This window comes from Rhizobium sp. BK049, assembly GCF_014193135.1.
GTDB lineage: Bacteria > Pseudomonadota > Alphaproteobacteria > Rhizobiales > Rhizobiaceae > Rhizobium.
The window spans coordinates 102,434-122,332 of the sequence record NZ_JACHYV010000020.1 but is presented as its reverse complement, the minus strand read 5'-3'; the positions used below and the strand labels follow the sequence as shown (position 1 = coordinate 122,332).

Here is a 19,899-nt window from a genome sequence, read left to right as displayed (position 1 = left end):
CGGAGATGCTCGCTGAGGCACGAGTTCGAAACCCAAGGATGACACGCATCCCCGTCGCGCAGCCCGTTTATACACCAACGGCAACGTACAAGGATAAGGCTCTCTTGGGCGGGGGCACCGTTGCCATCCTCACGCCCGCACTGGAACCGGGATCGGCCCTCGGCAGTTAATCTCCTGTCATTTCAGCCTCGGGTGCGACTGCCATTAGCGACCATTCCGCCTTCTGGAAAAAACCGATCGCGATCGATCTTGATACCGGCGAACGGCTGGTTCTCCGCTCACCGCAGGATGCGCTTTACGCACTCGTCTCCGACTGGCCCGTCAATGGCGGCGTCCATCAGCAGAGGGCGATCGATTTCTGCCGGGCCTGGCTTGCCGGCCGAATGCCGGCGGAAACGGTGCGGCAGGCCTTTATCCTTGCGGCGCTGGAGGCTGGCGTGACGATCATTGAAGAAGGGGACGGGGCGGAAGCTCGGTTTTGAACCCATATGGGGCAGCGATTCTGCGCCATGCGGCGGCATTACGCCGTCGAAACCAGAGATCCCTCATGCAGCGCCCGTCAGAGGGAAGGTCGTCGAACGTGGCCAGCCCATCGAAATGATCGATCGGCAGGTCGGCGACAAGCTCCGGGGGCGCGAGCCACAGGTTGACAGCCATGCGGCGGCCTTCCTTTTGCAGGCGCAGGCTGCGCCAGCTGAGCACGCAGGCGCAGGTCGGGCAGAACAAGATTTCGAGCGACGGGTTGTCCTTGTCGGCGCGGGTATAGGAGGCGGTTTCGCCGCTGAGCGTAATGCGCTCTTCTTCATAGTCGTAGGCCCAGAGAGTGCCATAGCGTCGGCAGAGCGTGCAATTGCAAGCGGTGATCGAGCCGGGGTCGCCTTCGAGCGCCCAACTCGCCTTGCCGCAATGACATGAGCCCGTCAGCATGAGGCCCTTCCACCCTGTCTTTATTCGGTGACTGCATCCTGCCTCAACTAGACAAATAAAAGTCTGTAGTTGAAGGTCGGGCAGCCTCCCGCAATGCGCGCGGCAATGTTACAGCTGCTGCGGGAATTGGGGACTATTCATGAAAAAGATCATCATTGCATTCGCGGCGGCCGCGGCGCTGGCCGGCTGCGCCAAACGTCCTGACGCCATCGTTCAGGTCGATATTCCGATGGCGGCCTATACGAACCTCAGTTGTGAGACGCTCGCCACTGAACTCAAGAAAGAGAAGGCGAAGCTCGACGACCTGTCCAAGCAGCAGATCAGCGCGGCGAACGGCGATGCTTTCGGTGTTTTCCTCGTCGGCGTTCCGATCGGCAGCGTCGCGGGCGGAGACAAGGAAGGCGAAATTGCCGCGTCCAAAGGCAAGGTCTCGGCTATGCAGTCCGCCGGCATGAGCAAGGGCTGCAAGCTGCCCGGATGATCGCCGGTTGGGCGAGATCATCGAGATCGAGCCAGAGCACCGGTTTACGATCAGGAAATGCTTGGCGTTGGAAGCGGACTGCGCATCCCGCAGTCCGCGCAACGGATAGACCGTGTCAGCAAAGGCAGCGCTTTGCCCGCGAGATCCATTCTCACCTTTGCTCAAGCAAAGACGGGTTCTCTGGAGTCCTCCACTGTCGACGCCCTGCAGTACCATGCGAGGACGACAACCGTTCCAATGGGAAATAATAGTGCAAGAAGCTGCCACCATCCGCTCCGGTTGGTGTCGTGAAGGCGTCGGGCGGCCATGGCGATCGACGGAAGAAACGTGGCCAGCGACCAGATCAGGTTCAAGGTTGCGCTCCGATCCACGAAATACAAAGCGATGGCGACGAGAAAGACGAAGAGCGCCGAATACCAGAACTCTGAGCGACTCGCTCTGCCGCTGAAGTTCACATAGATCTTGAAAAAACTTCCGATGGCCTGGCCGAAACCCATGGCCGGCGGCGGGCCGCCGAAGCGGTTCGGCCCAACCAGCGGTTTTCGGAAGACGAAGATCAATGGCACGCCGATCAGGATCAAGACGATCAACCAATGAAACAGTGAAAACTGCCCATGAGATACCCCAGCTGTTAGAACAGCTCAGAGATAAGCGATGTTTGTTTCCGGAGGATTAACTTGCTTGTGATTCGATGTGTTCGCAATCACAGCTTGAGAAATTGCAGCTGCCATGTTGACGGCGCGATGATGCTTTGAGAAGGCTGTATCGCCGTCGCTCAGCGTTTGAGCAGCACGCTTGCTCGCACCGGCTGCTCGATGCCCTTCAGAGCCAGCATACGCGTTTCGGCGCCCGCAGCGAGTTCGGGAGCCTTCGCGGCCGTTTCGGCCGAGATCAGGATCTCGCCGGCGGCGGCCTGGGATTCGAGCCTTGCGGCCTGGTTGACGACGCCGCCGATCGCGGTGAAATCGCTGCGGAAGCTCGAGAATTCGCCGATCTGCACCTCGCCGGAATGGATGCCGACGCCGACGCCCAAGGTGCGGCCGGACAGGGCGTCGAGCGCCAGCCCGCTCAGCGCCGCGGCGCAGTTGCGCTGGATCTCTTGGGCGGCGCTGATCGCCGCGCCGGCGTGATCCTTGCGGATGATCGGGAAATTGAAGATCGCCATCAGGCCATCGCCCATCTGCTTGTTGACGATGCCGTCATGCGCCCAAATCGCCTGGGCGCAGCGATCCTGGAACAGGCTGACGATTTCGCTCAAGTGCACTGCCTCAATACGCTCGGAAAGATCGGTAAAGCCCCTGATGTCGGCGAACAGAATGGTGGCATCGACAGTGATCTGGCGCTGCTTCTTCACATATTGGAACGAGCGCTCGCAGATCGTGCAGATATCGGGATTCATCTTGCTGCGGGTAATGCCGAAGGCGCGGAAGGGAAGCGCAAGCGGGCCGCCGATCGGGATCGGCATATGCATCTGATCCCAGCAGCCGCGGCAGATCCTGGCGCTGCCGTGCCTTGCCTGCTCCGTGAAGGTGGATTCTGTTGTCATGTCGTATGATCCAATGGCCGTGGTGAAGCTTCCGTCAACATGTGGGTTTTGGCAACTGTTGTGTTGGTTGAGCAGGTTTCGTCGGCCGCGGGCGGAACAGTTGCTTTGGCCAACGGACCAACTGCGTCGGCTTACGGGCCAACTGAGTTGGCTTACGGACCAACTGCGTTGGCCTGCGGACCAACTGCGCTGGCCGCGGGATAACAGACACACTTGTTACTCCCACTGTTCGGTGCCCGATGCGAAACTATGTCCGACCAATCGCGATGCACCGGCCTTCGGACAAGGAGGCGCGGGAACTCGCCCCATAGAGGAGATTGAAGCGATGACTGCAACAGAGAATGGAAAGGGCGGACAGGCCATGCAGCGGCCGCCTGTCGTGCCGCAGCAGGCCTGGGAGGCGGCTCACAGGCAGCTTCTGGTGAAGGAAAAGGCGCATACGCGTGCTCGTGACGCTCTTGCCGCCGAGCGGCGGCGCATGCCGTGGATGGCCGTCGCAAAGCAATATGCTTTCGAAGCGCCGCAGGGCAGGATCAGCCTGCTCGACCTGTTCGAAGGCCGGCACCAGCTCATCGTCTACCGCGCCTTTTACGAGCCCGGCGTCTTCGGCTGGCCCGAGCATGCCTGCCGCGGCTGCTCGATGGTTGCCGATCAGGTCGCCCATGTCGCCCATCTCAACGCCCGCGAGACGACGCTGGTCTTCGCCTCGCGCGCGCCGCGGACCGACATAGCGCGGCTGAAGCAACGGATGGGATGGACGATGCCGTGGGTGACGATCACCGACGACTTCGACAAGGATTTCGGCGTCGACGAGTGGCACGGCACCAATGTCTTCTACCGCGACGGCGAGCGCATCTTCCGCACCTATTTCGTCAACAACCGCGGCGACGAGCAGATGGGCGGCACCTGGAATTATCTCGACATCACGCCGCTCGGGCGCCAGGAAGTCTGGGAGGACTCCCCTGCTGGCTATCCGCAGACCCCGACCTACAAATGGTGGAACTGGCACGACAGTTACGTTGCCGACGCCGAGCCCGACAAGAAATGGGTCGAAGTCTCCGATGCCGGCGAGGCGGCGTTCCGGGAGGAAGCAGCAAAGGCGAAATCGTAGGCCGGAGCCTCGAAGGGCGAGGGCGGATGGATGACACCTGTGGACATCGTCCCAGGCCAATCGGAAAACCGCTGTTGCCTTGCCGGGCACCGACCATGCATAGTGGGAGGTGACTTGGAGGGGCCGATGGCCAGATTGCCTGCGCTTGTTCTGATGATGCTTCTCCTGCCCGCCGCGGCGCATGCCGAACGCCGCTGCGGCTGGCTAGACAATCCCTCGATGGCCAAATGGTTGCTCATGGATGCCGGCGGCGGCTGGACCATCATGGACAATGGCAGCGGCTACAAGGCGGCCGAGGGAATGGACAAGATCCCGGACCTGACGACCGGCGAATTTGTCTACACCTATGCCGCGCATGGTTATGCCTGCGCCTGCATGGACGTCGACACGGACGGTGAGGAGGGAATCACCCGTATTTACTCCGTGCGGCAATTGCCGCTCTCGCGGTGTCGGAACGACGCCGCCATCCGCTGGTTCCTCGATAAGGACTAGCGATCGGGCGCAATCCTTCGGCATTGAGCGCCGCATCTCAGAACAGAAATCAGGACGCGTGTCCGTTATCGCACCGGGACCGGCGCGGCCGGAACTTTGTCGTGTGCGCTGGGTTTGAGGTCGGCTCACAGGAGAAGACGATGCCGTCCTTCACGCAACCGCGCCCGGCGCCCGGCAATTTCCAATTCCCCGGCGAACAGCGGCAGGGGGACCCGATGATGGGCACGATCAATGCCGAGCTTGCCGACAAGGGTTTTCTCGTCACCAGCACCGACGAACTCATCACCTGGGCGCGCACGGGCTCGCTGATGTGGATGACCTTCGGTCTGGCCTGCTGCGCCATCGAAATGATGCAGATGTCCATGCCGCGCTACGATGTCGAGCGCTTCGGCGTCGCCCCGCGCGGAAGCCCAAGGCAGTCGGACCTGATGATCGTCGCGGGCACACTGTGCAACAAGATGGCGCCTGCGCTGCGCAAGGTTTATGACCAGATGCCGGAACCGCGCTACGTAATCTCCATGGGCTCCTGCGCCAATGGCGGTGGCTACTACCATTATTCCTATTCCGTCGTGCGCGGCTGCGACCGCGTGGTGCCGGTCGACATCTATGTTCCCGGCTGTCCGCCGACGGCCGAAGCGCTGCTCTATGGCATCCTGCTCCTGCAAAGGAAGATCCGGCGCAATGGCAGCATCGAACGGTAGCGCCGATGACACGAGGAAATCAGTTACCATTTCGACACGCATGCCTTTTACCTCGGAAACTTTCGAGGGCAAGTTGCGTTGTAGCGGTTGCCGTCGGTGTGCCCGGCGGCCCGCTTGCCCATGGGAGGAGGAAGATCCATGAAAGTCCTGATCGTTGAAGACGAGAACATTATTGCCATGGAACTCGAGCGTATCGCGCAGGATGCTGGCCACCAGACTGTCGGGCCGGTTTCGACAATCGAGCAGGCGCTCGCCTATGCTCAGAGAAGCGATGTCGCACTGGTCGATCTCAGCCTTGCCGACGGCTTGAGCGGCGCGCGGCTCGCACGCCGGCTGATCGATCGCCACGGGGTCGACGTGATCTTCGTCACCGGCAGTCCGGAAAGCGTTGGGAATGGCATCGAAGGCGCCCTCGATGTGATCGCCAAGCCCTTTACCGACGAAAGGATCGCCAGCGCGCTTTCCCGGGCGCAGTCCCTGCGCAGAGATTACGAAGGCAAGAACGCTGTCTTCTGACTGCGTAAAGTCGTATTCTTCCGCTGCCATTGTCACCGGGAGGAGATGCCAGGATGAAGCACGCGCTCATTGCCGTTTTCTTCGCCCTCACGGCCTGCGCCAGTACTTCAGGCGAACCGCAGCCGCTACAGGGCAGTCTCACCTATGGCGGTAAGGTCATTCATTCGCCCTATCGCCCGGGAACGGTGGTCAACCACACCTTTCTCGGCGCGTTCGGCTACCGTGTCTTCGAGACCTATGTTGTTCAACCGGACGGGACGCTCAAATTGACGTCGCAAAGCACGGGGCCAGATTTCCTTTGGCGGTGAAAGGGGCGCCTAGCGACGGCTGGGCCTTCCTCTTTATCCCGCTCGGCCCGCAGGCTCATCCAGGTGTTATCGCCGGTGCCTCGATTGCGCCTTTTCCGACGTTCAGGTGATCGATCGCCAGTTGGATGAATGCCTTGACCAGCGGCGACACGTGCTGGTTGCTGGGATAGACGACATGCAGACCGCCGGGCGGGGTCGTGTAGCCGTCGAGGACGCGCCGCAGCCGGCCGTCCGCGATGCAAGGCGCAGCCATTCTTTGCGGCAACTGTGCGATGCCGAAGCCGGCGATCGCGGCAGTCATGACCGCCTGAATTTCGTTGGCGGCGAAACGTCCGGACACCGTGACCGTTTCCTTGATGCCGGCGCTCTCCAGCACCCAGTGCGCACCAGCCGCCGACGGACCCGCGATGACGCAGGCGTGATGGGCGAGGTCCGCCGGACGATCCGGCACGCCGCAGCGGGCGAGATAGTCGGGGCTGGCGCAGAGAATCCTGTAGGTCGAGCCGAGCTTGCGGGCGATCAGCGTCGAATCCTCCAGAATGCCGGTGCGGAAGGCGAGGTCTATGCCGTTCTCGATGAGATTGAGCCTGTCGTCGGTCAGGCGCAATTCCACCTTCGTCTTGGGGTAGATTGCCAGGAAATCGGAGATGGCGGCGGAAAGGAAATGACCGCCGAAGCCGACCGGTGCGGAGATGCGGATCGTGCCGGCGGGCTCCGCCCGCGCCTCGGCCAGGCGCAGATTTGCCTGCTCGAAGGCGCCGAGCGCCGCGCTGCACTCCTCGTAATAAAGGCGCCCCGCATCCGTCAGCCTGAGGCTGCGGGTGGTGCGCTGCAGCAGCCGCACACCCACCTCGCGCTCAAGCGCGGCGATACGGCGGCTGACCGTCGTCTTCGGCATGGCAAGCAGGCGGGCGGCGGCGGTGAAGCTGCCGGCCTCGACGACGCGGGCGAAGATAAGGATGTCGTTGAGATCCAGCATTGTATTCACCAGTGGCACGATGTTTCCCTGATGTAGCCTATTATGGTTCAATTCGACAGGTCTTATCTTCTGGCTCATCGCCAACCACAAGGAGCAGAGAGATGAGCAATGGAAGAAGCGTTCTGGTAGCCGGCGCCACCGGCCAGCAGGGCGGCGCGGTCGCGCGCGCACTGATGGCGCGGGGGCATCGCGTCAAGGCGATCAGCCGCAGGCCGGACAGCGACGCCGCAAATCGGCTGGCCGCGGCCGGAGTGGAGATCGTCGGGGGCGATCTCGATGATGCGGCGTCGGTGACGAAGGCCGCAAGCGGCGTCGACACGATGTTCCTGATGGGCAACAGCTATGAGGCCGGAACGGAAGCGGAAACCCGCCAGGGCATAACCGCCGCCAATGCGGCGAAGGCCGCCGGCATCGGCCACCTGATCTATTCCTCCGTCGCCGATGCCGACAAGACGACCGGCATTCCGCATTTCGACAGCAAATATATGGTCGAGCAACATATTGCCGGTCTCGGCATTCCCTACACGGTCAGTGCACCCGTCGCCTTCATGGAAAACACCGCGGCGCCGTGGGCTATCGACGGGCTGCGCCAGGGTGTCTATGCCGCGGCGCTGCCGCCCGCGCGCGTGCTGCAGCAAATCTGCCTCGCCGATATCGGCGCCTTCGTCGCGGCCTTGGCCGAACGGCGCGAAAAGGTGTTCAGCCAGCGTTTCGACATTGCGGGTGACGAATTGTCGGGCGAGGAGCAGGTGAGGATCCTCTCCGAAACGCTAGGGCGCCCGATCGCCTACCAGGAGTTACCGGTTGCCGCAATGCGGCAGCAGAGCGAGGATGCGGCGCTGATGTTCGAATGGTTCGACCGCACCGGCTACGACGCCGACATCGCCGCCCTGCGCCGGGATTTCCCTGAGGTCGGCTGGCACCGCTACCGCGATTGGGCGCGCGCGTTTGACTGGAGCGTTCTCGAGAGGGCGACCGGGTGAGGCGATCTCGCGGCCATCAAGAATGGCAGATCCTCGGCGCGGGCCGAGGATCACGGATAAACCCCTCCAGTTTCAGAACCACTATCCCCTTGCGGCGGGCGTCGGCCAGTTCATAATGAGCCGTCCTTGGAGGGGAGGCTTCCATGCCGTCGAGTTTCCATGTCGAAAGTGCAGATGGCTATGAGCGGCTTATGGGCCGGTGGAGCCGGACGTTGGCGCCGATGCTGATCGACTTCGCGGGGCTGGCGGATGGGGATCGCGTGCTCGATGTCGGCTGCGGCACCGGCAGCCTGACGTTCACGCTTGCGCAGAGGCCGGGGCTGCGGGAAATCGCTGCTATCGACTATTCGCCTGTGTTTGTCGAGGCGGCGAAGCGGGCCAATAGCGATCCGCGGGTCACCATCCAGCAGGCGGATGCCTGCGCGCTGCCCTTCGAGAATGACCGTTTCGACAGAGCGATGTCGTTGCTCGTCCTGCATTTCGTGCCGGAGGCGGGCAAGGCGGTGGCCGAGATGGCTCGCGTCGTGCGGCCCGGCGGCACGGTCGCCGCCGCGGTCTGGGACCATTACGGCGGCATGTCGGGCATGCGGATGATGTGGGATACGGTCGTCATGCTTGACGAGAACGCGCTGCCGCTACGCCGCAAATATTGCTTCCAGCCAATGATGCGGCCAGGGGAGATGAAGCAGAGCTTCATGGCAGAGGGCCTCGCTGATGTCGAGGAGACGTCGCTTCTGATCCGGATGAATTACCGTTCCTTCGACGATTACTGGCAGCCGATCGCTGCCGGCGAGGGACCGCTTGGGAGATATGTCTCCGGGCTCGAGCCGGAGAAGCGCAAAGCGGTGGATGCCGCCCTCAGGGCAGCCTACGAAGCGGGCGAGCCGGACGGGCCGCGGTCGTTCGCGTCTGTCGCTTGGGCGTGCCGGGGCAAGGTGGTTTAAGCAGGTGCGCCACGGCTCTAGAATCTCATCCTGATGTGCCCCTCAGGGCCTCGAAGGGCGAGGGCCGCAGCAGCACAGTAGCGGATTGCCAGCTATCTCGGCTGGACGATGTGTTTCATTTTTCATCATGGTCTTCGTGCTCAAAAATATCGGCGAGGAATTCCATACAGACGTTCCCGCCTTCTCTGTGCTGCATGAAACCTGAGCCTTTTCAGCAGATTACAAATCGTCCATGTCGTGATATCGCCGCATTTCCTACAGATTGCCGTCGCAATCGGCTGTCAGCCTGTCACCATCAAGTGATCAGGAGGTGATCGGGCATGAGCCTCTCTTTCCCGACGATGGCGGCGATCCGGTTCGGTTATGGTTTCCGGCCGGGCGAGGTGGCGCCGCAAAGCAAGGATGAGCTGATCGGGCAGTTGTCCAAAGGCGCGGCGGCAACGCCGGACTTTCCGCTCGGCGGCCCCGACATGCGTCATCGGGCGATCCTCAGCCTGCAGGACCAGCTGAAGCAGATCAGGGAAGATGCGAAGACGGTCACCGACGATCCCACGCGGCGCGAGATGCGCAAGGCTGTGCAGCGCCAGGCGCAGCAGCAGTTCCAGCACGATGCGAACCTGCGGCTGATGCAGGCGGTGCTGTCGCCCTACGGCTTTTACGAGCGGCTTTCGACCTTCTGGACCGATCATTTCTCCACCAGCGCCAACAAGAGCCTGCCGATGCGCCTTATCGTGCCGCTCTACGAGGCCGAGGCAATCCGGCCGTTCATTTCGGGCAGGTTCGGCGATCTTCTGCGTAGCGCCACCGCTCATCCCGCCATGCTGATCTACCTCGATCAGGCGGATTCGCTCGGGCCGGATTCGGCCGGCGGCGTCAAGCGCAACAAGGGGCTGAACGAAAATCTCGGACGCGAGCTCCTGGAACTCCACACGCTCGGCGCCGGCAGCGGCTATACCCAGGCGGATGTTACTGCCGCGGCCATGGTGCTGACGGGGCTCACTATCGACCGCAAGGAGATGGATATTGCCTTTCGGCCGAACATTTCGGAGCCCGGCGAGCATGAGGTGCTCGGCGTCAGTTATGGCGGGCGGCGGCGCTCGCGCGAGGATTATCTCGACATGCTCGATGACCTCTCGGTCCATCCGAAGACGGCGGCCCATATCAGCCGTAAGCTCGCGGTGCATTTCGTCTCCGACCAACCAGACGAGGGGATGGTCTCCGATATGGTGGCCGCGTGGAAGAAGACGGATGGCGACCTCATCGCCGTCTATACCGCCATGCTCGATCATCCCGCCGCCTGGCAAAACGAGGGCGCCAAAGCACGTCAGCCGTTCGATTTTGTTGTTGCTGGTCTGAGGGCGCTGAATGCAGGGCCGGTCAACGGCGTCGTCGGCAGCTTCCTGGCGGCCAATCAGCAAGGAACGGATGAGGGCGATATGGCGGCCAATACGCCTGGTATGGCGGGAGCGCCAGTGACGACGGATCCCGCCGGAGAGGCGCGGGACAAACGGCTCAAGGCCTTTCGGGCGGCGCGCGCACTGGGGCAGGGGGCGCTGAAGCGCATGGGGCAGCCGACCTGGCAGCCGCCGAGCCCGGCCGGTTTCGAGGAAGGCTTTTCCGCCTGGATCACCGGCAGCCAGCTTGCCGAGCGCCTGGCCTGGGCAAGGCGGGCTGCGGCGCAGTTCGGCCGCGACGAGGATCCGCGCGAGTTCCTGAGATCGACGCTTGCCGATGCCGCGCGCGATGAAACGATCCGCGTGGTGTCGCAGGCGCCGAACAAGATCAGCGGTTTGACGCTGGTGCTGGCATCGCCGGAATTCAACCGCCGATAGGAGGCTCCCAATGAACCGGATTTTGCTTTCCCGCCGCGGCTTTCTGACCTCTGCCTGCTGTCTTGCCGCCGCCCCCGTCTTCACGCCGGTCACCTTTGCGGCGATGCCGGGCGATAATCGTTTTGTCACCATCGTCCTGCGCGGCGCGATGGACGGGCTCGACCTGGTGCAGCCTTACGGCGACGCCGGTTTTGCCGCGCTCAGGCCAACCTTGGCGCTGACGCCGGACAGCGGACTTCTCGATCTCGATGGGCATTTCGGCCTCAATCCCGCCGCCGCCGACCTGATGCCGCTCTGGAAGAGCCGAGAACTCGCCTTCATCCATGCGGTGTCGACGCCCTATCGCGACCAGCGCAGCCATTTCGACGGGCAGGACATGCTTGAGTCCGGCGGCGAACATGTCGCCGAGGAAAAAACCGGCTGGCTGAACCGGGTGCTCGCGGTCATTCCCCGCTCGGATGCGCGCAAGGCGATCGACGTCAATACGTCGACGGAGCTGATCCTCTCCGGGCCGAACAATGTCGACGTCTGGGCATCGGATTCCAACCTGGCGCCGGCGCGTGACGAGATGCAGTTCCTTGCGCGGCTCTATGCCGGCGATCCGCCCTTCGCGGCTGCACTTGCCGAGGCGACGCGGGCCGACAGCGCCGCGATGATGGTCGAGCCGGACGGTGAGCGCGGCGAGAAGATCGGCGACGTCGCGGCGCTCGCGGCCAACATGCTGAAGGGCGATTACCGCATCGCCAGCTTCTCAATCACCGGATGGGACACCCATATCGGCCAGGCCAGCCAGTTCAAGCGGCCGGCAGGGGATCTCGCCCAGGCGATCAACACGCTGAAGGCGGCGCTGGGCTCGGAGATCTGGGCAAAGACGGTGGTGCTCGCCATGACGGAATTCGGCCGCACCGTCCGCCAGAACGGCTCCGCCGGCACCGACCACGGCACCGGCGGCTGCGCTGTCCTTGCCGGCGGCGCGATCAACGGCGGGCGCATCCTCGGCCGCTGGCCGGGGATCGGCGATGGTCAGCTGCTCGACAACCGCGACCTGATGCCGACGGCTGACGTGCGCGAGGTGGCGGCGGCGATGCTCTACCGGCAGTTCGATGTCGGCGTGGATGATCTGACAGGGAAGATATTTTCCGGGCTGGCGTTTGATAAGGGGTCGCAGTTTTTGAAGGTGTGAGGGTAGGCGTCCCTCATGCCTGTGCTCGTCACAGGAATCCAGCCACGGCGCGGTCCGCGCCGTGAATGACTTGATATAGATTTTGAAGAAGGTTTCCCGCGCCCAAGGGCGCACTGGATGCCTGTGCCCTCGGGCGCAGCCCCGAGGGCACAGGCATGAGGGAGGAGAGATGTGTCGCGTTGCTGCCCGGCCCTTCGCTTGGGCTCAGGGCGTTCGTCGCTGCAATCGATTCACTGGATCGATTGCTCGGACTTCGCCCGACCGCTCCTCACCCCAACACATCATAAAGTCTGAAGATGAAGCTCACCTGGTAGAGCAGGTTGACGATGACGAAGGCTGTGTGGAAGCGGCGGTTCGCGGTCCAGGCGGCGAGGGCGCAGAGGAGGATGTAGACGAGATTGCGGGCGGGATATTCCCAGCTGAGTGATAGGATGCGCTCCGGACCTTTGATCGCCGTATCGAGGATATCGACGGCATAGATCAGGCCGAGGACGCCGAAGAACCATTTGCGCCGCGACATGAAATATTCCTCGTAGCCGCCATATTCGTCGAGGCTTGCCGGAAAGAGCAGGGCGCAGAGCAGGAAGAACAGGCTGCAGAAGCAGACGAGGAAGAGATAGATGCCGAAGCCGATGGCGGGCAAGGCCTGCAGCCGGTATTCCCACCACCAGATATGGATGATGAAGAGGAACAGGGACAGGGCCCAGCCAAGGTGAACGGGATAAACCTTCGCCTTGGCCGGATGCTGGACGATGCCGGCGATGCCAGTGAGCAGCCTCGCGAGTGAAAGGCTGATGACCATGCCCATCACCACCTTGATGTGAAGGAAGACCTCCGGCGAGCTGACCGTTTCCATGCCTTATCCCCTCGGGTTCAAGCTTGTCACTCCGCGGGGACGGCCTTGGGTTTGCCCTCCTCGTCGAGCGCCACCATGATGAAGGTGCCGGCGGTTACCTTTTCCATCTTGGCGTAGCGCGAGCGATGCGCCCAGGCTTCGACGATCAGCGTGATCGAGGTACGCCCGACACGCTCGACATCGGTATAAACCGACAGCGTATCGCCGATCTTGACCGGCAGCTCAAAGGCCATTTCCTTAACCGCTGCGGTGACGACGCGGCCCTTGGCACGCTCGGCGGCGCGGATGCCGGATGCAAGGTCCATCTGCGCCATGACCCAGCCGCCGAAGATATCGCCGGCCGGATTGGCATCGCCCGGCATGGCGAGCGTGCGCAGCGTCAGTTCGCCTCTGGGCTTGGCGGTGTCGGTCATGGAAAATCCCTCACTGTCTGGATCGATTCTGTCGTGACGTTAGGCGAACTCCGTGTCGGTACCAATGCCTTTCAGTGGGACGGCCGACTGCGGAACTAATATTCGCAGCTCGTAGCGATTTAAATTCCCTTCAAATTCAGGTGGTTGAATTTTGCAACCGTCACCTCACCTTACGTTATGTGAGAATCCACTAATCCAACTTTACCGTCCGGTAATTCAGCTGTTCCAGTATGTGACGAACTACAAATGTAAGAATCGCCGGGAACACTCATGCGCAACGTCAAGATCTCCACCCGTCTTTACTGCCTCGTCGGCTTCACGCTTGCCGTGCTGGCGGCGACGATGGTCTTCTTTCTGAACTTTTCCTATTCCGAGTTGCAAGCGGAGCGGAAGGCGGGGTTGGAGAAGATGGAGGCGACGGCGCTCGGCATCTTCGACAAATATTACAAGATGGAACAGGCGGGCACTATGACCCGCGAGCAGGCCCAGGCGGCTGCCAAGGACGTGATCGGCGCGATGCGCTACGGCGCCGACGGCTATTTCTGGATCAACGACATGCGCCCCGCCATGGTGATGCACCCGATCAAGCCGCAACTGAACGGCACCGATATCTCGCAGATGAAGGACCCGACCGGCAAGTTCCTGTTCGTCGAGTTCGTCAACAAGGTGAAGAAGGATGGCAAGGGTTTCGTCGATTATTACTGGCCGAAGCCCGGCGCCGATGAGCCGGTGCTGAAATATTCCTACGTCGCCGGTTTTGAGCCTTGGGGCTGGATCGTCGGCACTGGCGTCTACGCCGATGACCTGGCGGCGCTCTATCGCCAGAATGCGTTCTGGGCGGCAGCGCTCTGCCTGCTCGGCGCAGCACTTACGATCGCGATCGCCTACGCCATCGTGCGCAGCGTGACGGCGCCGATCGCCCGGCTGAAGACGGCGATGAATGCGATCGCCGCCGAGGAAGCATCGGTGGAGATTGCCGGCAGTGCGTGCCGCGACGAGGTCGGCCAGATGGCCAAGGCGCTGCTGGTGCTGCGCGACTCCGTCGACGAACGCAGCGCGCTGCGCGGCCGTGAAGACGAAAGGCAGCGGCAGATCGAAGACGAACGCCGCGGCAACGAAGCGAGCCTGCGCTCGGCTTCCGAGCGGCAAAACCGCGCCATGCAGGCGCTCGGCGTCGGCCTGGAGAGGCTTGCAAGCGGCGACCTCACCGTTGCAATCGGCGATATCGGTGAGGACTACGCCAAGCTCAGGAATGATTTCAACGCCGCCGTCGATGCGCTGAACGGCGTCATCCACGCGATTGCTGAATCGAGCCGGGTGGTCAACGACAGCGCATCCGACATCAGCGAGGCCACCGGCAACCTGTCGAAGCGTACGGAACAGCAGGCAGCGGCACTCGAAGAGACGGCGGCGGCACTCGATGAGATCACAGCCACGGTCAAGACCGCATCCGAGCGGGCGAACGAGGCGCGCGAGATGGTGGCCGAAACCAAAGCGAGCGCCGGCCGCTCCGGCGACATCGTCCGCAACGCCGTGACGGCGATGGGCCGGATCGAGGAATCGTCGAGCCGCATCAACCAGATTATCTCTGTTATCGACGAGATTGCCTTCCAGACGAATCTGCTGGCGCTGAACGCCGGCGTCGAGGCTGCGCGGGCCGGCGAGGCTGGCCGCGGCTTTGCCGTCGTTGCCCAGGAAGTGCGCGAACTCGCGCAACGCTCGGCCAACGCCGCCAAGGAGATCAAGGAGTTGATCAGCCGGTCGGCTGCGGAAGTCGAGGGCGGGGTTGCGCTGGTGCGCTCGACGGGTGACGCGCTGCTGGAGATCGAAGCGCTGGTCAACCAGGTGAACGACCATGTCGCCTCGATCGCGACGGCGGCGCGCGAGCAGTCGACGGGCCTCAACGAGATCAACAGCTCCGTCAATCACATGGATCAGATGACGCAGCAGAACGCGGCGATGGTCGAGGAGACAACGGCGGCCAGCCGCACGCTTGCCGACGAAAGCACGCAGCTGAAGACGCTGCTTTCGAATTTCCGCCTGCGCGAGGCGGGGCGGCCGGCCGAGAGCCGATACACACGGGCAGCGTGAAAAACAGCAAAGATCAAAGGCCGGGCGACCGGCCTTTTTCATATCTGTCGCGTCCAGATTGTGCCGGTAAGTTTTCATTCACCGTTTTTAATTAAAATTGGACCGAGTTTTTTCGGTCACTCTGCGGCCGGCCCATGGAAGCGATAAGAGTATGGCGTTTGTTTCCTTTCCTCGGCGAGCCTTCCTGCCCGTGCTGCTGTCGGCGGCGCTGACGACCTGTTCGATCAGCGATGGGCTGGTGCCGCCGGCCAATGTCGACAACGGCACCAGGGTCAGTTCGATTTCACCGTCGCGGGGTGCCGCACGCATGACGCCTGCCGTACAAATGACGCGTGCGGAGCGCCTTGCGCCCGCGGAAAGTCAGGCCTCCTATCCCGTTTCGAACGCGCCGGTCGATACCAGCCAGAGTTCGGTCGATTATCTCGACACGCCGAATCTCGCCGGCGCCGGTCACACGGCAGAGGCGCCGCAGACACTGGCCGCGCCGGCAGGCCGCGGCCGCAAGCTGCCGATGATCGACAGCGATGAAGCGCTGGCGGCCGGCCAGCCGAACGGCAACTGGGGCGGGACGCAGAACCTCGCTGTCCCGTCGGGTGGCGTCAATATGGATGAAGAGCTTGGGGCCGAACCGGTCGTGGGGCTGGCGCAGGAACAACAGCAGCAGATCGCCGAGGGCAATGCCAGCGAACCGGTGGTCGACGGCATCGGCACCGACAATCCGGCTCAGATCAACCAGCCGATGCGCCAGCCGGCGCCGCGGTCAATGCCGCAGCCGGCAGCACAGGCCGAGATGAGCCGGACTCCCGCCTGGAACGACGGCAGCCCGGTCTTGGAGCCAACCCGCGTTCCCGAAGAGGACGAGAGCGAAGAAGTGGCGATGCTGCGGCCGAACAACCCGATGATGAGCGAGCCCGTTGCGCCTGTCGACCCGAGCGTCATGCCGGCCTCCGAGCTTGCCTGCCGGCGGGAGTTGAAGCGCATGGGCGTGCTCTTCGACGAGAAGCCGCCGATCTCGCAAGGGCCGGCCTGCCAGGTGCCCTATCCGGTATCGCTGAAGGGGCTTTCCGGCAATATCGGCGTCAAGCCGGCCGTGACGCTGAACTGCCAGGTGACGCTCGCCTTCGCCAAATGGGTGAAGAACGAGCTGGCGCCGTCGGCCCGCTTTCGCTACTGGAGCGGCATCAAGACGATCCAGCCGCTCGGCGGCTACTCCTGCCGGCGCATGAACAACAGCCGGCAGCGGTATAATCCGATGTCGGAACATGCCCGCGGCAACGCCATCGACGTCGGCAAGTTCGTGCTGAAGAACGGCCACGCGATCGACGTGCGCAAGAAGGGTCTGTTCTCCTATCGCGAGGGCCGGCTCCTGAAAGCGGTGCGCACCGACAGCTGCCGCTATTTCAATACCGTGCTCGGGCCGGGCAGCAACCCGGAACACTGGAACCACTTCCACTTCGATCTGCGTTCCCGCAAGAGCGGCAAGGTCTATTGCGATTAGGCGAAGGCGCGGCCGCCGCCGCGGCAATTGGGCCCTGGTTCAAGAAAAGAGTTCATCCCAGCCGCCGGACGCGCTATGGACCGGCGAGGCGGATTGCTATTGGAAAGTCTGATCCATGAGCTATGAATTCCATGTCGGCCAGAAGGTCGTCTGCATCAACGATACCTTCAAGCATGTCAGCATCGACCAGCTCATTCGCAAAGGCGAGATCTACACGATCCGCTGGGTCGGCGAATATACCCACTATGTCGACGGCACCTTCATCGGCGTCAAGCTCGCTGAAATTCACCGCGGCAATGATGACGGCCCGGAAGGTTATGGCGCTGCCGACATGCCCTACCGCGCGACGCGGTTCCGGCCGCTGGTGAACGACAAGATCGCCTCGCTGCGCAAGCTGCTCGCCCCGACACCGGATGCGCCGGCGGAGCCGAAGGAAAAAGTTCGGAAGAAAGAGAAGGTCTGAGCGCCGGACTTACGACAACGGCACCAATGCTGCGGCGACATGATTGTACCCTCTGGTCGCCTGTGCGACAGTCGGCAGCGTGACACGCCGAGGAGGGGCCGGTGCGGACGATTTCGACGATCCTGGGGCTTTGTACCGCCATCGCCATGAGTGTTGCAGCAGCAGGAGTGGCGGCTGCCGATCCGCTCGTTTTCAGCTATCATGGATGGCGGGTCGATCTCACCAATGCCAGAGGTGCGGAGCCCGACAAGGAGATGGTCGCGGCCGTCAAAAGGCAGCTCGACATCGTCGAGCATGTCAATCTGAAGCCCGATGTCCTCGCCTTAATGCGGACGATTCCGATCTGGGCCAATCCCGCCGCCGCCGGTTTCGGTCCCGGGCATTACAGCAGCAAGACCGGCATCGACCTGCGTGTCAGGAGCCTCGATCCCGACAAACCGATCATCCTGCACGAACTTCTGCACGCCTATAACGACCGGATGCTGCCCGGCGGATTCGGCAATGGCGATGTCGGGCAATTCTTCAACAACGGCCGCGGGCTTTGGCCCGGCGATTCCTACATGATGAGCAACGATCGGGAATTCTTCGCTGTCACGGCGAGCGTGTACCTGTTCGGCGATATCGAACGGCCGCCCTATTCGCGCAGCCAGTTGCGACAGAAGCAGCCGCGATATTATCAGTGGCTCGCCACCCTCTTCGACGACGGCCGGCCGCGGTCTTGAGACCCTAACGCCAATCAGGCCGTTTTCCAGCTCAGCAACAACGCGCTCTTCCACGAGGCAGCCTTCCACCTGCGGTCAAAATAAATAAATCGTATCCGATTAAATCGGAATGGTGTTGACATCGATTTCCAATAGGAATATTAAGGCGCATCCGAATAAAGCGGATGCGATATAAATCCATCGAAAGGACACCATCATGACCGAGAAGCTTCTTTTCACTGGCAAGACCCACATCGCCGGCGGCCGCGAGGGCTATGCACGCAGCAGCGACGGCACGCTCGACATCAAGCTGCCGCAGCCGCATCCGGCGGCCGAGAACCTGTTCGGCGCCGCCTGGTCGGCCTGCTATATCGGCGCCATCGAGCTTGCCGCCTCGCAGCGCAAGATCGCGCTGCCCGCCGGTCCCGAGGTCGACGCCGAGATCACTCTCAATACCGACAACGGCTCCTTCTTCCTGCGTGCGCGCCTCAATGTCAGCCTGTCCGGTATCGAACGCGACGTCGCCGAGGAACTGATTGAGGCAGCCCATGGCATCTGCCCTTATTCCAAGGCGACGCACGGCAATATCGACGTCGAAACCCGGCTTGTCTGACCGGAAGGGCCGGCGCATTTCGCCGTCATCTTCGAAGCGGGGGTCTGCCGATTTGCGGCAGACCCGAACCAGCCTCTATCAACCGATCCGGAGAATATGCCATGATCGACAGCCATGCAGAGCCACACCGGGCCTATGACGAGTTTTCGCTCGTGGTCGATCCCGATGTCTACGAGCCGCTGCCCGATGATTGGCTGATCGGCATCACCGACGTCGTCAGTTCGACGGCGGCGATCGGGGCAGGGCGCTATGAAGACGTCAATTATGCCGGCGCCTCGATCATCGCGGCACTCGGCAATGCCTGGGGCTCGTTCGATTTCCCCTTCGTGTTTCGCGGGGACGGAGCGGCCTTCGCGTTGCCGCCGCACGGGATCATGGCCGCGACATCGGCCTTGCGGCAGGTGGCGAGTTTCGCCACGACTGATCTTCACCTCGACCTTCGTGTCGGACTGCTGAGCGTGCGCGAGATCCGCGCCGCCGGTCGCGACGTGAAGATCGCGCGCTATGCCGCCTCCGAGACTGCGACTTATGCGATGTTTGCAGGCGGCGGCCTCAAATGGGCGGAGCAGCAGATCAAGAATGGCCGCTATCTGGTCAAGCCGGGGCGCTACGCAACGAGGCCGGACCTCACAGGCCTCAGCTGCGATTGGGCGCCGTTCCCGAGCCGGCAGGGAGAGATTCTGTCGCTGTTGGTCGAGCCTCGCGACCACACCAGCCCAGAGATTTTTGCGGCGCTGGCGAAGCGCGTGCTTGCTGTTTTCGATACTGCATCGCGCCGGTCTTATCCGATTTCGGCAGAGAGCGCGGTGCCGAGGGATGGCGCAAAGCAGGTCAGTGCGACAGCCTGGTCCGAAGTCGCCTCCAATTCGGATTTCCGCAAATTCGACGACGGTCTGCGTCTGACGCTGGATTGCGCGCCGGAAGAGATCGACAGCGTCGAAGCCATTCTCGTCGCGGCAAGGGCACGCGGCGAGATCGATTTCGGCCTGCACCGCCAATCGCATGCGCTGATGACCTGCCTGGTGCCGTCGGGCCGGCCGGATTCGCACCTGCATTTCCTCGACGGAATGGGCGGCGGCTATGCGAAAGCGGCCGAGATGATGGAGCAGGGCGCGCTTGCAGCAATGTCGTCGCGCCAGCCTGAAAAGCAGTCAGGGCAGCAGAGGCATAGCCTGAGGGGTGAATTGACCCCCGGAATGCCCGGGCGCATAGTCCCGGGCAGACGCGAATGACCTGCTGTTACAAACGAGGCCGGCCAGTC

The 19,899-nt window shown here is 62.6% G+C and carries 22 protein-coding genes and 1 pseudogene; 17 read left to right on the top strand and 6 right to left on the bottom strand.

Annotated features, from left to right (window positions below; genetic code table 11):
* Positions 1-179 precede the first annotated feature (179 nt).
* Positions 180-482, top strand: coding sequence for a DUF982 domain-containing protein (locus FHT70_RS30435; RefSeq protein WP_311043964.1), 303 nt, complete (start codon positions 180-182; stop codon positions 480-482).
* A 49-nt stretch (positions 483-531) separates the two neighbouring features.
* On the opposite strand, the pseudogene FHT70_RS20665 reads toward FHT70_RS30435, so the two are convergent.
* Positions 532-927 (bottom strand): annotated as a pseudogene (locus FHT70_RS20665) (GFA family protein); the annotation flags it as partial.
* Between the two features lie 139 nt (positions 928-1,066).
* Here FHT70_RS20665 and FHT70_RS20660 point away from each other — a divergent pair.
* Entirely contained in the window at positions 1,067-1,408 is a 342-nt protein-coding gene (locus FHT70_RS20660) for a lipoprotein (protein WP_183704465.1), read from the top strand.
* A 161-nt stretch (positions 1,409-1,569) separates the two neighbouring features.
* On the opposite strand, the gene FHT70_RS20655 is transcribed toward FHT70_RS20660, so the two are convergent.
* Together FHT70_RS20655 and FHT70_RS20650 are read right to left on the bottom strand one after the other, a co-directional pair.
* A complete protein-coding gene (locus FHT70_RS20655; RefSeq protein WP_183704475.1) occupies positions 1,570-2,010 on the bottom strand; it encodes a DUF805 domain-containing protein in 441 nt (146 codons plus the stop codon).
* A 173-nt stretch (positions 2,011-2,183) separates the two neighbouring features.
* A complete protein-coding gene (locus FHT70_RS20650; protein ID WP_183704463.1) occupies positions 2,184-2,954 on the bottom strand; it encodes an adenylate/guanylate cyclase domain-containing protein in 771 nt (256 codons plus the stop codon).
* A 325-nt stretch (positions 2,955-3,279) separates the two neighbouring features.
* Between FHT70_RS20650 and FHT70_RS20645 the strand changes: the two genes are divergently transcribed.
* The 5 genes from FHT70_RS20645 to FHT70_RS20625 all read left to right on the top strand — a co-directional run bounded on the left by FHT70_RS20645 (position 3,280) and on the right by FHT70_RS20625 (position 6,082).
* Positions 3,280-4,065, top strand: a complete 786-nt coding sequence (locus tag FHT70_RS20645) for a DUF899 family protein (protein ID WP_183704461.1) — start codon at positions 3,280-3,282, stop codon at positions 4,063-4,065.
* Between the two features lie 126 nt (positions 4,066-4,191).
* Positions 4,192-4,557 carry a DUF4087 domain-containing protein gene (locus FHT70_RS20640; RefSeq protein ID WP_085778534.1) on the top strand — a complete coding sequence of 122 codons (366 nt, stop codon included), beginning with the start codon at positions 4,192-4,194 and terminating at the stop codon, positions 4,555-4,557.
* A gap of 140 nt (positions 4,558-4,697) precedes the next feature.
* A complete protein-coding gene (locus tag FHT70_RS20635; protein WP_085778533.1) occupies positions 4,698-5,258 on the top strand; it encodes an NADH-quinone oxidoreductase subunit B in 561 nt (186 codons plus the stop codon).
* Between the two features lie 138 nt (positions 5,259-5,396).
* A complete protein-coding gene (locus FHT70_RS20630) occupies positions 5,397-5,774 on the top strand; it encodes a response regulator (protein WP_097600033.1) in 378 nt (125 codons plus the stop codon).
* A 53-nt stretch (positions 5,775-5,827) separates the two neighbouring features.
* Positions 5,828-6,082: a hypothetical protein gene (locus tag FHT70_RS20625; RefSeq protein ID WP_085778531.1), complete on the top strand. Its 255-nt coding sequence runs from the start codon at positions 5,828-5,830 to the stop codon at positions 6,080-6,082.
* Positions 6,083-6,137: 55 nt separating this feature from the next.
* On the opposite strand, the gene FHT70_RS20620 is transcribed toward FHT70_RS20625, so the two are convergent.
* Positions 6,138-7,061, bottom strand: coding sequence for a LysR family transcriptional regulator (locus FHT70_RS20620; protein ID WP_183704460.1), 924 nt, complete (start codon positions 7,059-7,061; stop codon positions 6,138-6,140).
* Positions 7,062-7,162: 101 nt separating this feature from the next.
* Between FHT70_RS20620 and FHT70_RS20615 the strand changes: the two genes are divergently transcribed.
* The 4 genes from FHT70_RS20615 (at position 7,163) to FHT70_RS20600 (ending at position 12,003) form a co-directional block, all read left to right on the top strand.
* A complete protein-coding gene (locus FHT70_RS20615) occupies positions 7,163-8,044 on the top strand; it encodes an NmrA/HSCARG family protein (protein ID WP_183704458.1) in 882 nt (293 codons plus the stop codon).
* Between the two features lie 143 nt (positions 8,045-8,187).
* Positions 8,188-8,988, top strand: coding sequence for a class I SAM-dependent methyltransferase (locus FHT70_RS20610; protein WP_085778529.1), 801 nt, complete (start codon positions 8,188-8,190; stop codon positions 8,986-8,988).
* A 320-nt stretch (positions 8,989-9,308) separates the two neighbouring features.
* Positions 9,309-10,820, top strand: a complete 1,512-nt coding sequence (locus FHT70_RS20605) for a DUF1800 domain-containing protein (RefSeq protein WP_183704456.1) — start codon at positions 9,309-9,311, stop codon at positions 10,818-10,820.
* Positions 10,821-10,830: 10 nt separating this feature from the next.
* Complete coding sequence (locus tag FHT70_RS20600) at positions 10,831-12,003, top strand: DUF1501 domain-containing protein (protein ID WP_183704454.1); 1,173 nt, start codon at positions 10,831-10,833, stop codon at positions 12,001-12,003.
* 268 nt (positions 12,004-12,271) lie between these two features.
* Here the strand turns inward: FHT70_RS20600 and FHT70_RS20595 are convergent, their stop codons facing one another.
* Complete coding sequence (locus FHT70_RS20595; RefSeq protein ID WP_183704452.1) at positions 12,272-12,859, bottom strand: hypothetical protein; 588 nt, start codon at positions 12,857-12,859, stop codon at positions 12,272-12,274.
* Between the two features lie 26 nt (positions 12,860-12,885).
* Complete coding sequence (locus FHT70_RS20590) at positions 12,886-13,272, bottom strand: acyl-CoA thioesterase (protein WP_085778525.1); 387 nt, start codon at positions 13,270-13,272, stop codon at positions 12,886-12,888.
* 270 nt (positions 13,273-13,542) lie between these two features.
* On the opposite strand from FHT70_RS20590, the gene FHT70_RS20585 reads away from it, so the two are divergent.
* The 6 genes from FHT70_RS20585 (at position 13,543) to FHT70_RS20560 (ending at position 19,870) form a co-directional block, all read left to right on the top strand.
* Positions 13,543-15,363 carry a methyl-accepting chemotaxis protein gene (locus FHT70_RS20585; protein WP_183704450.1) on the top strand — a complete coding sequence of 607 codons (1,821 nt, stop codon included), beginning with the start codon at positions 13,543-13,545 and terminating at the stop codon, positions 15,361-15,363.
* 151 nt (positions 15,364-15,514) lie between these two features.
* Positions 15,515-16,861, top strand: a complete 1,347-nt coding sequence (locus FHT70_RS20580; RefSeq protein ID WP_183704448.1) for an extensin family protein — start codon at positions 15,515-15,517, stop codon at positions 16,859-16,861.
* A gap of 115 nt (positions 16,862-16,976) precedes the next feature.
* Positions 16,977-17,324 carry a CAP-Gly domain protein gene (locus tag FHT70_RS20575; protein ID WP_183704446.1) on the top strand — a complete coding sequence of 116 codons (348 nt, stop codon included), beginning with the start codon at positions 16,977-16,979 and terminating at the stop codon, positions 17,322-17,324.
* Between the two features lie 101 nt (positions 17,325-17,425).
* Positions 17,426-18,046 carry a hypothetical protein gene (locus FHT70_RS20570; RefSeq protein WP_183704445.1) on the top strand — a complete coding sequence of 207 codons (621 nt, stop codon included), beginning with the start codon at positions 17,426-17,428 and terminating at the stop codon, positions 18,044-18,046.
* Positions 18,047-18,242: 196 nt separating this feature from the next.
* The gene (locus FHT70_RS20565; protein WP_097600022.1) at positions 18,243-18,638 is read left to right on the top strand and encodes an Ohr family peroxiredoxin; all 396 of its coding nucleotides are present in this window, start codon (positions 18,243-18,245) and stop codon (positions 18,636-18,638) included.
* A gap of 101 nt (positions 18,639-18,739) precedes the next feature.
* Positions 18,740-19,870 (top strand): DUF3095 family protein, encoded by a 1,131-nt coding sequence (locus tag FHT70_RS20560; RefSeq protein WP_183704443.1) that lies wholly within the window; start codon positions 18,740-18,742, stop codon positions 19,868-19,870.
* Positions 19,871-19,899: the final 29 nt, after the last annotated feature.

Bases quoted from the DNA above. Each gene is read 5' to 3' on its own strand.
- FHT70_RS20660 (WP_183704465.1), top strand. From the start codon at position 1,067: ATGAAAAAGATCATCATTGCATTCGCGGCGGCCGCGGCGCTGGCCGGC.
- FHT70_RS20650 (WP_183704463.1), bottom strand. From the start codon at position 2,954: ATGACAACAGAATCCACCTTCACGGAGCAGGCAAGGCACGGCAGCGCC.
- FHT70_RS20645 (WP_183704461.1), top strand. From the start codon at position 3,280: ATGACTGCAACAGAGAATGGAAAGGGCGGACAGGCCATGCAGCGGCCG.
- FHT70_RS20640 (WP_085778534.1), top strand. From the start codon at position 4,192: ATGGCCAGATTGCCTGCGCTTGTTCTGATGATGCTTCTCCTGCCCGCC.
- FHT70_RS20635 (WP_085778533.1), top strand. From the start codon at position 4,698: ATGCCGTCCTTCACGCAACCGCGCCCGGCGCCCGGCAATTTCCAATTC.
- FHT70_RS20630 (WP_097600033.1), top strand. From the start codon at position 5,397: ATGAAAGTCCTGATCGTTGAAGACGAGAACATTATTGCCATGGAACTC.
- FHT70_RS20625 (WP_085778531.1), top strand. From the start codon at position 5,828: ATGAAGCACGCGCTCATTGCCGTTTTCTTCGCCCTCACGGCCTGCGCC.
- FHT70_RS20620 (WP_183704460.1), bottom strand. From the start codon at position 7,061: ATGCTGGATCTCAACGACATCCTTATCTTCGCCCGCGTCGTCGAGGCC.
- FHT70_RS20615 (WP_183704458.1), top strand. From the start codon at position 7,163: ATGAGCAATGGAAGAAGCGTTCTGGTAGCCGGCGCCACCGGCCAGCAG.
- FHT70_RS20610 (WP_085778529.1), top strand. From the start codon at position 8,188: ATGCCGTCGAGTTTCCATGTCGAAAGTGCAGATGGCTATGAGCGGCTT.
- FHT70_RS20605 (WP_183704456.1), top strand. From the start codon at position 9,309: ATGAGCCTCTCTTTCCCGACGATGGCGGCGATCCGGTTCGGTTATGGT.
- FHT70_RS20600 (WP_183704454.1), top strand. From the start codon at position 10,831: ATGAACCGGATTTTGCTTTCCCGCCGCGGCTTTCTGACCTCTGCCTGC.
- FHT70_RS20595 (WP_183704452.1), bottom strand. From the start codon at position 12,859: ATGGAAACGGTCAGCTCGCCGGAGGTCTTCCTTCACATCAAGGTGGTG.
- FHT70_RS20590 (WP_085778525.1), bottom strand. From the start codon at position 13,272: ATGACCGACACCGCCAAGCCCAGAGGCGAACTGACGCTGCGCACGCTC.
- FHT70_RS20585 (WP_183704450.1), top strand. From the start codon at position 13,543: ATGCGCAACGTCAAGATCTCCACCCGTCTTTACTGCCTCGTCGGCTTC.
- FHT70_RS20580 (WP_183704448.1), top strand. From the start codon at position 15,515: ATGGCGTTTGTTTCCTTTCCTCGGCGAGCCTTCCTGCCCGTGCTGCTG.
- FHT70_RS20575 (WP_183704446.1), top strand. From the start codon at position 16,977: ATGAGCTATGAATTCCATGTCGGCCAGAAGGTCGTCTGCATCAACGAT.
- FHT70_RS20565 (WP_097600022.1), top strand. From the start codon at position 18,243: ATGACCGAGAAGCTTCTTTTCACTGGCAAGACCCACATCGCCGGCGGC.
- FHT70_RS20560 (WP_183704443.1), top strand. From the start codon at position 18,740: ATGATCGACAGCCATGCAGAGCCACACCGGGCCTATGACGAGTTTTCG.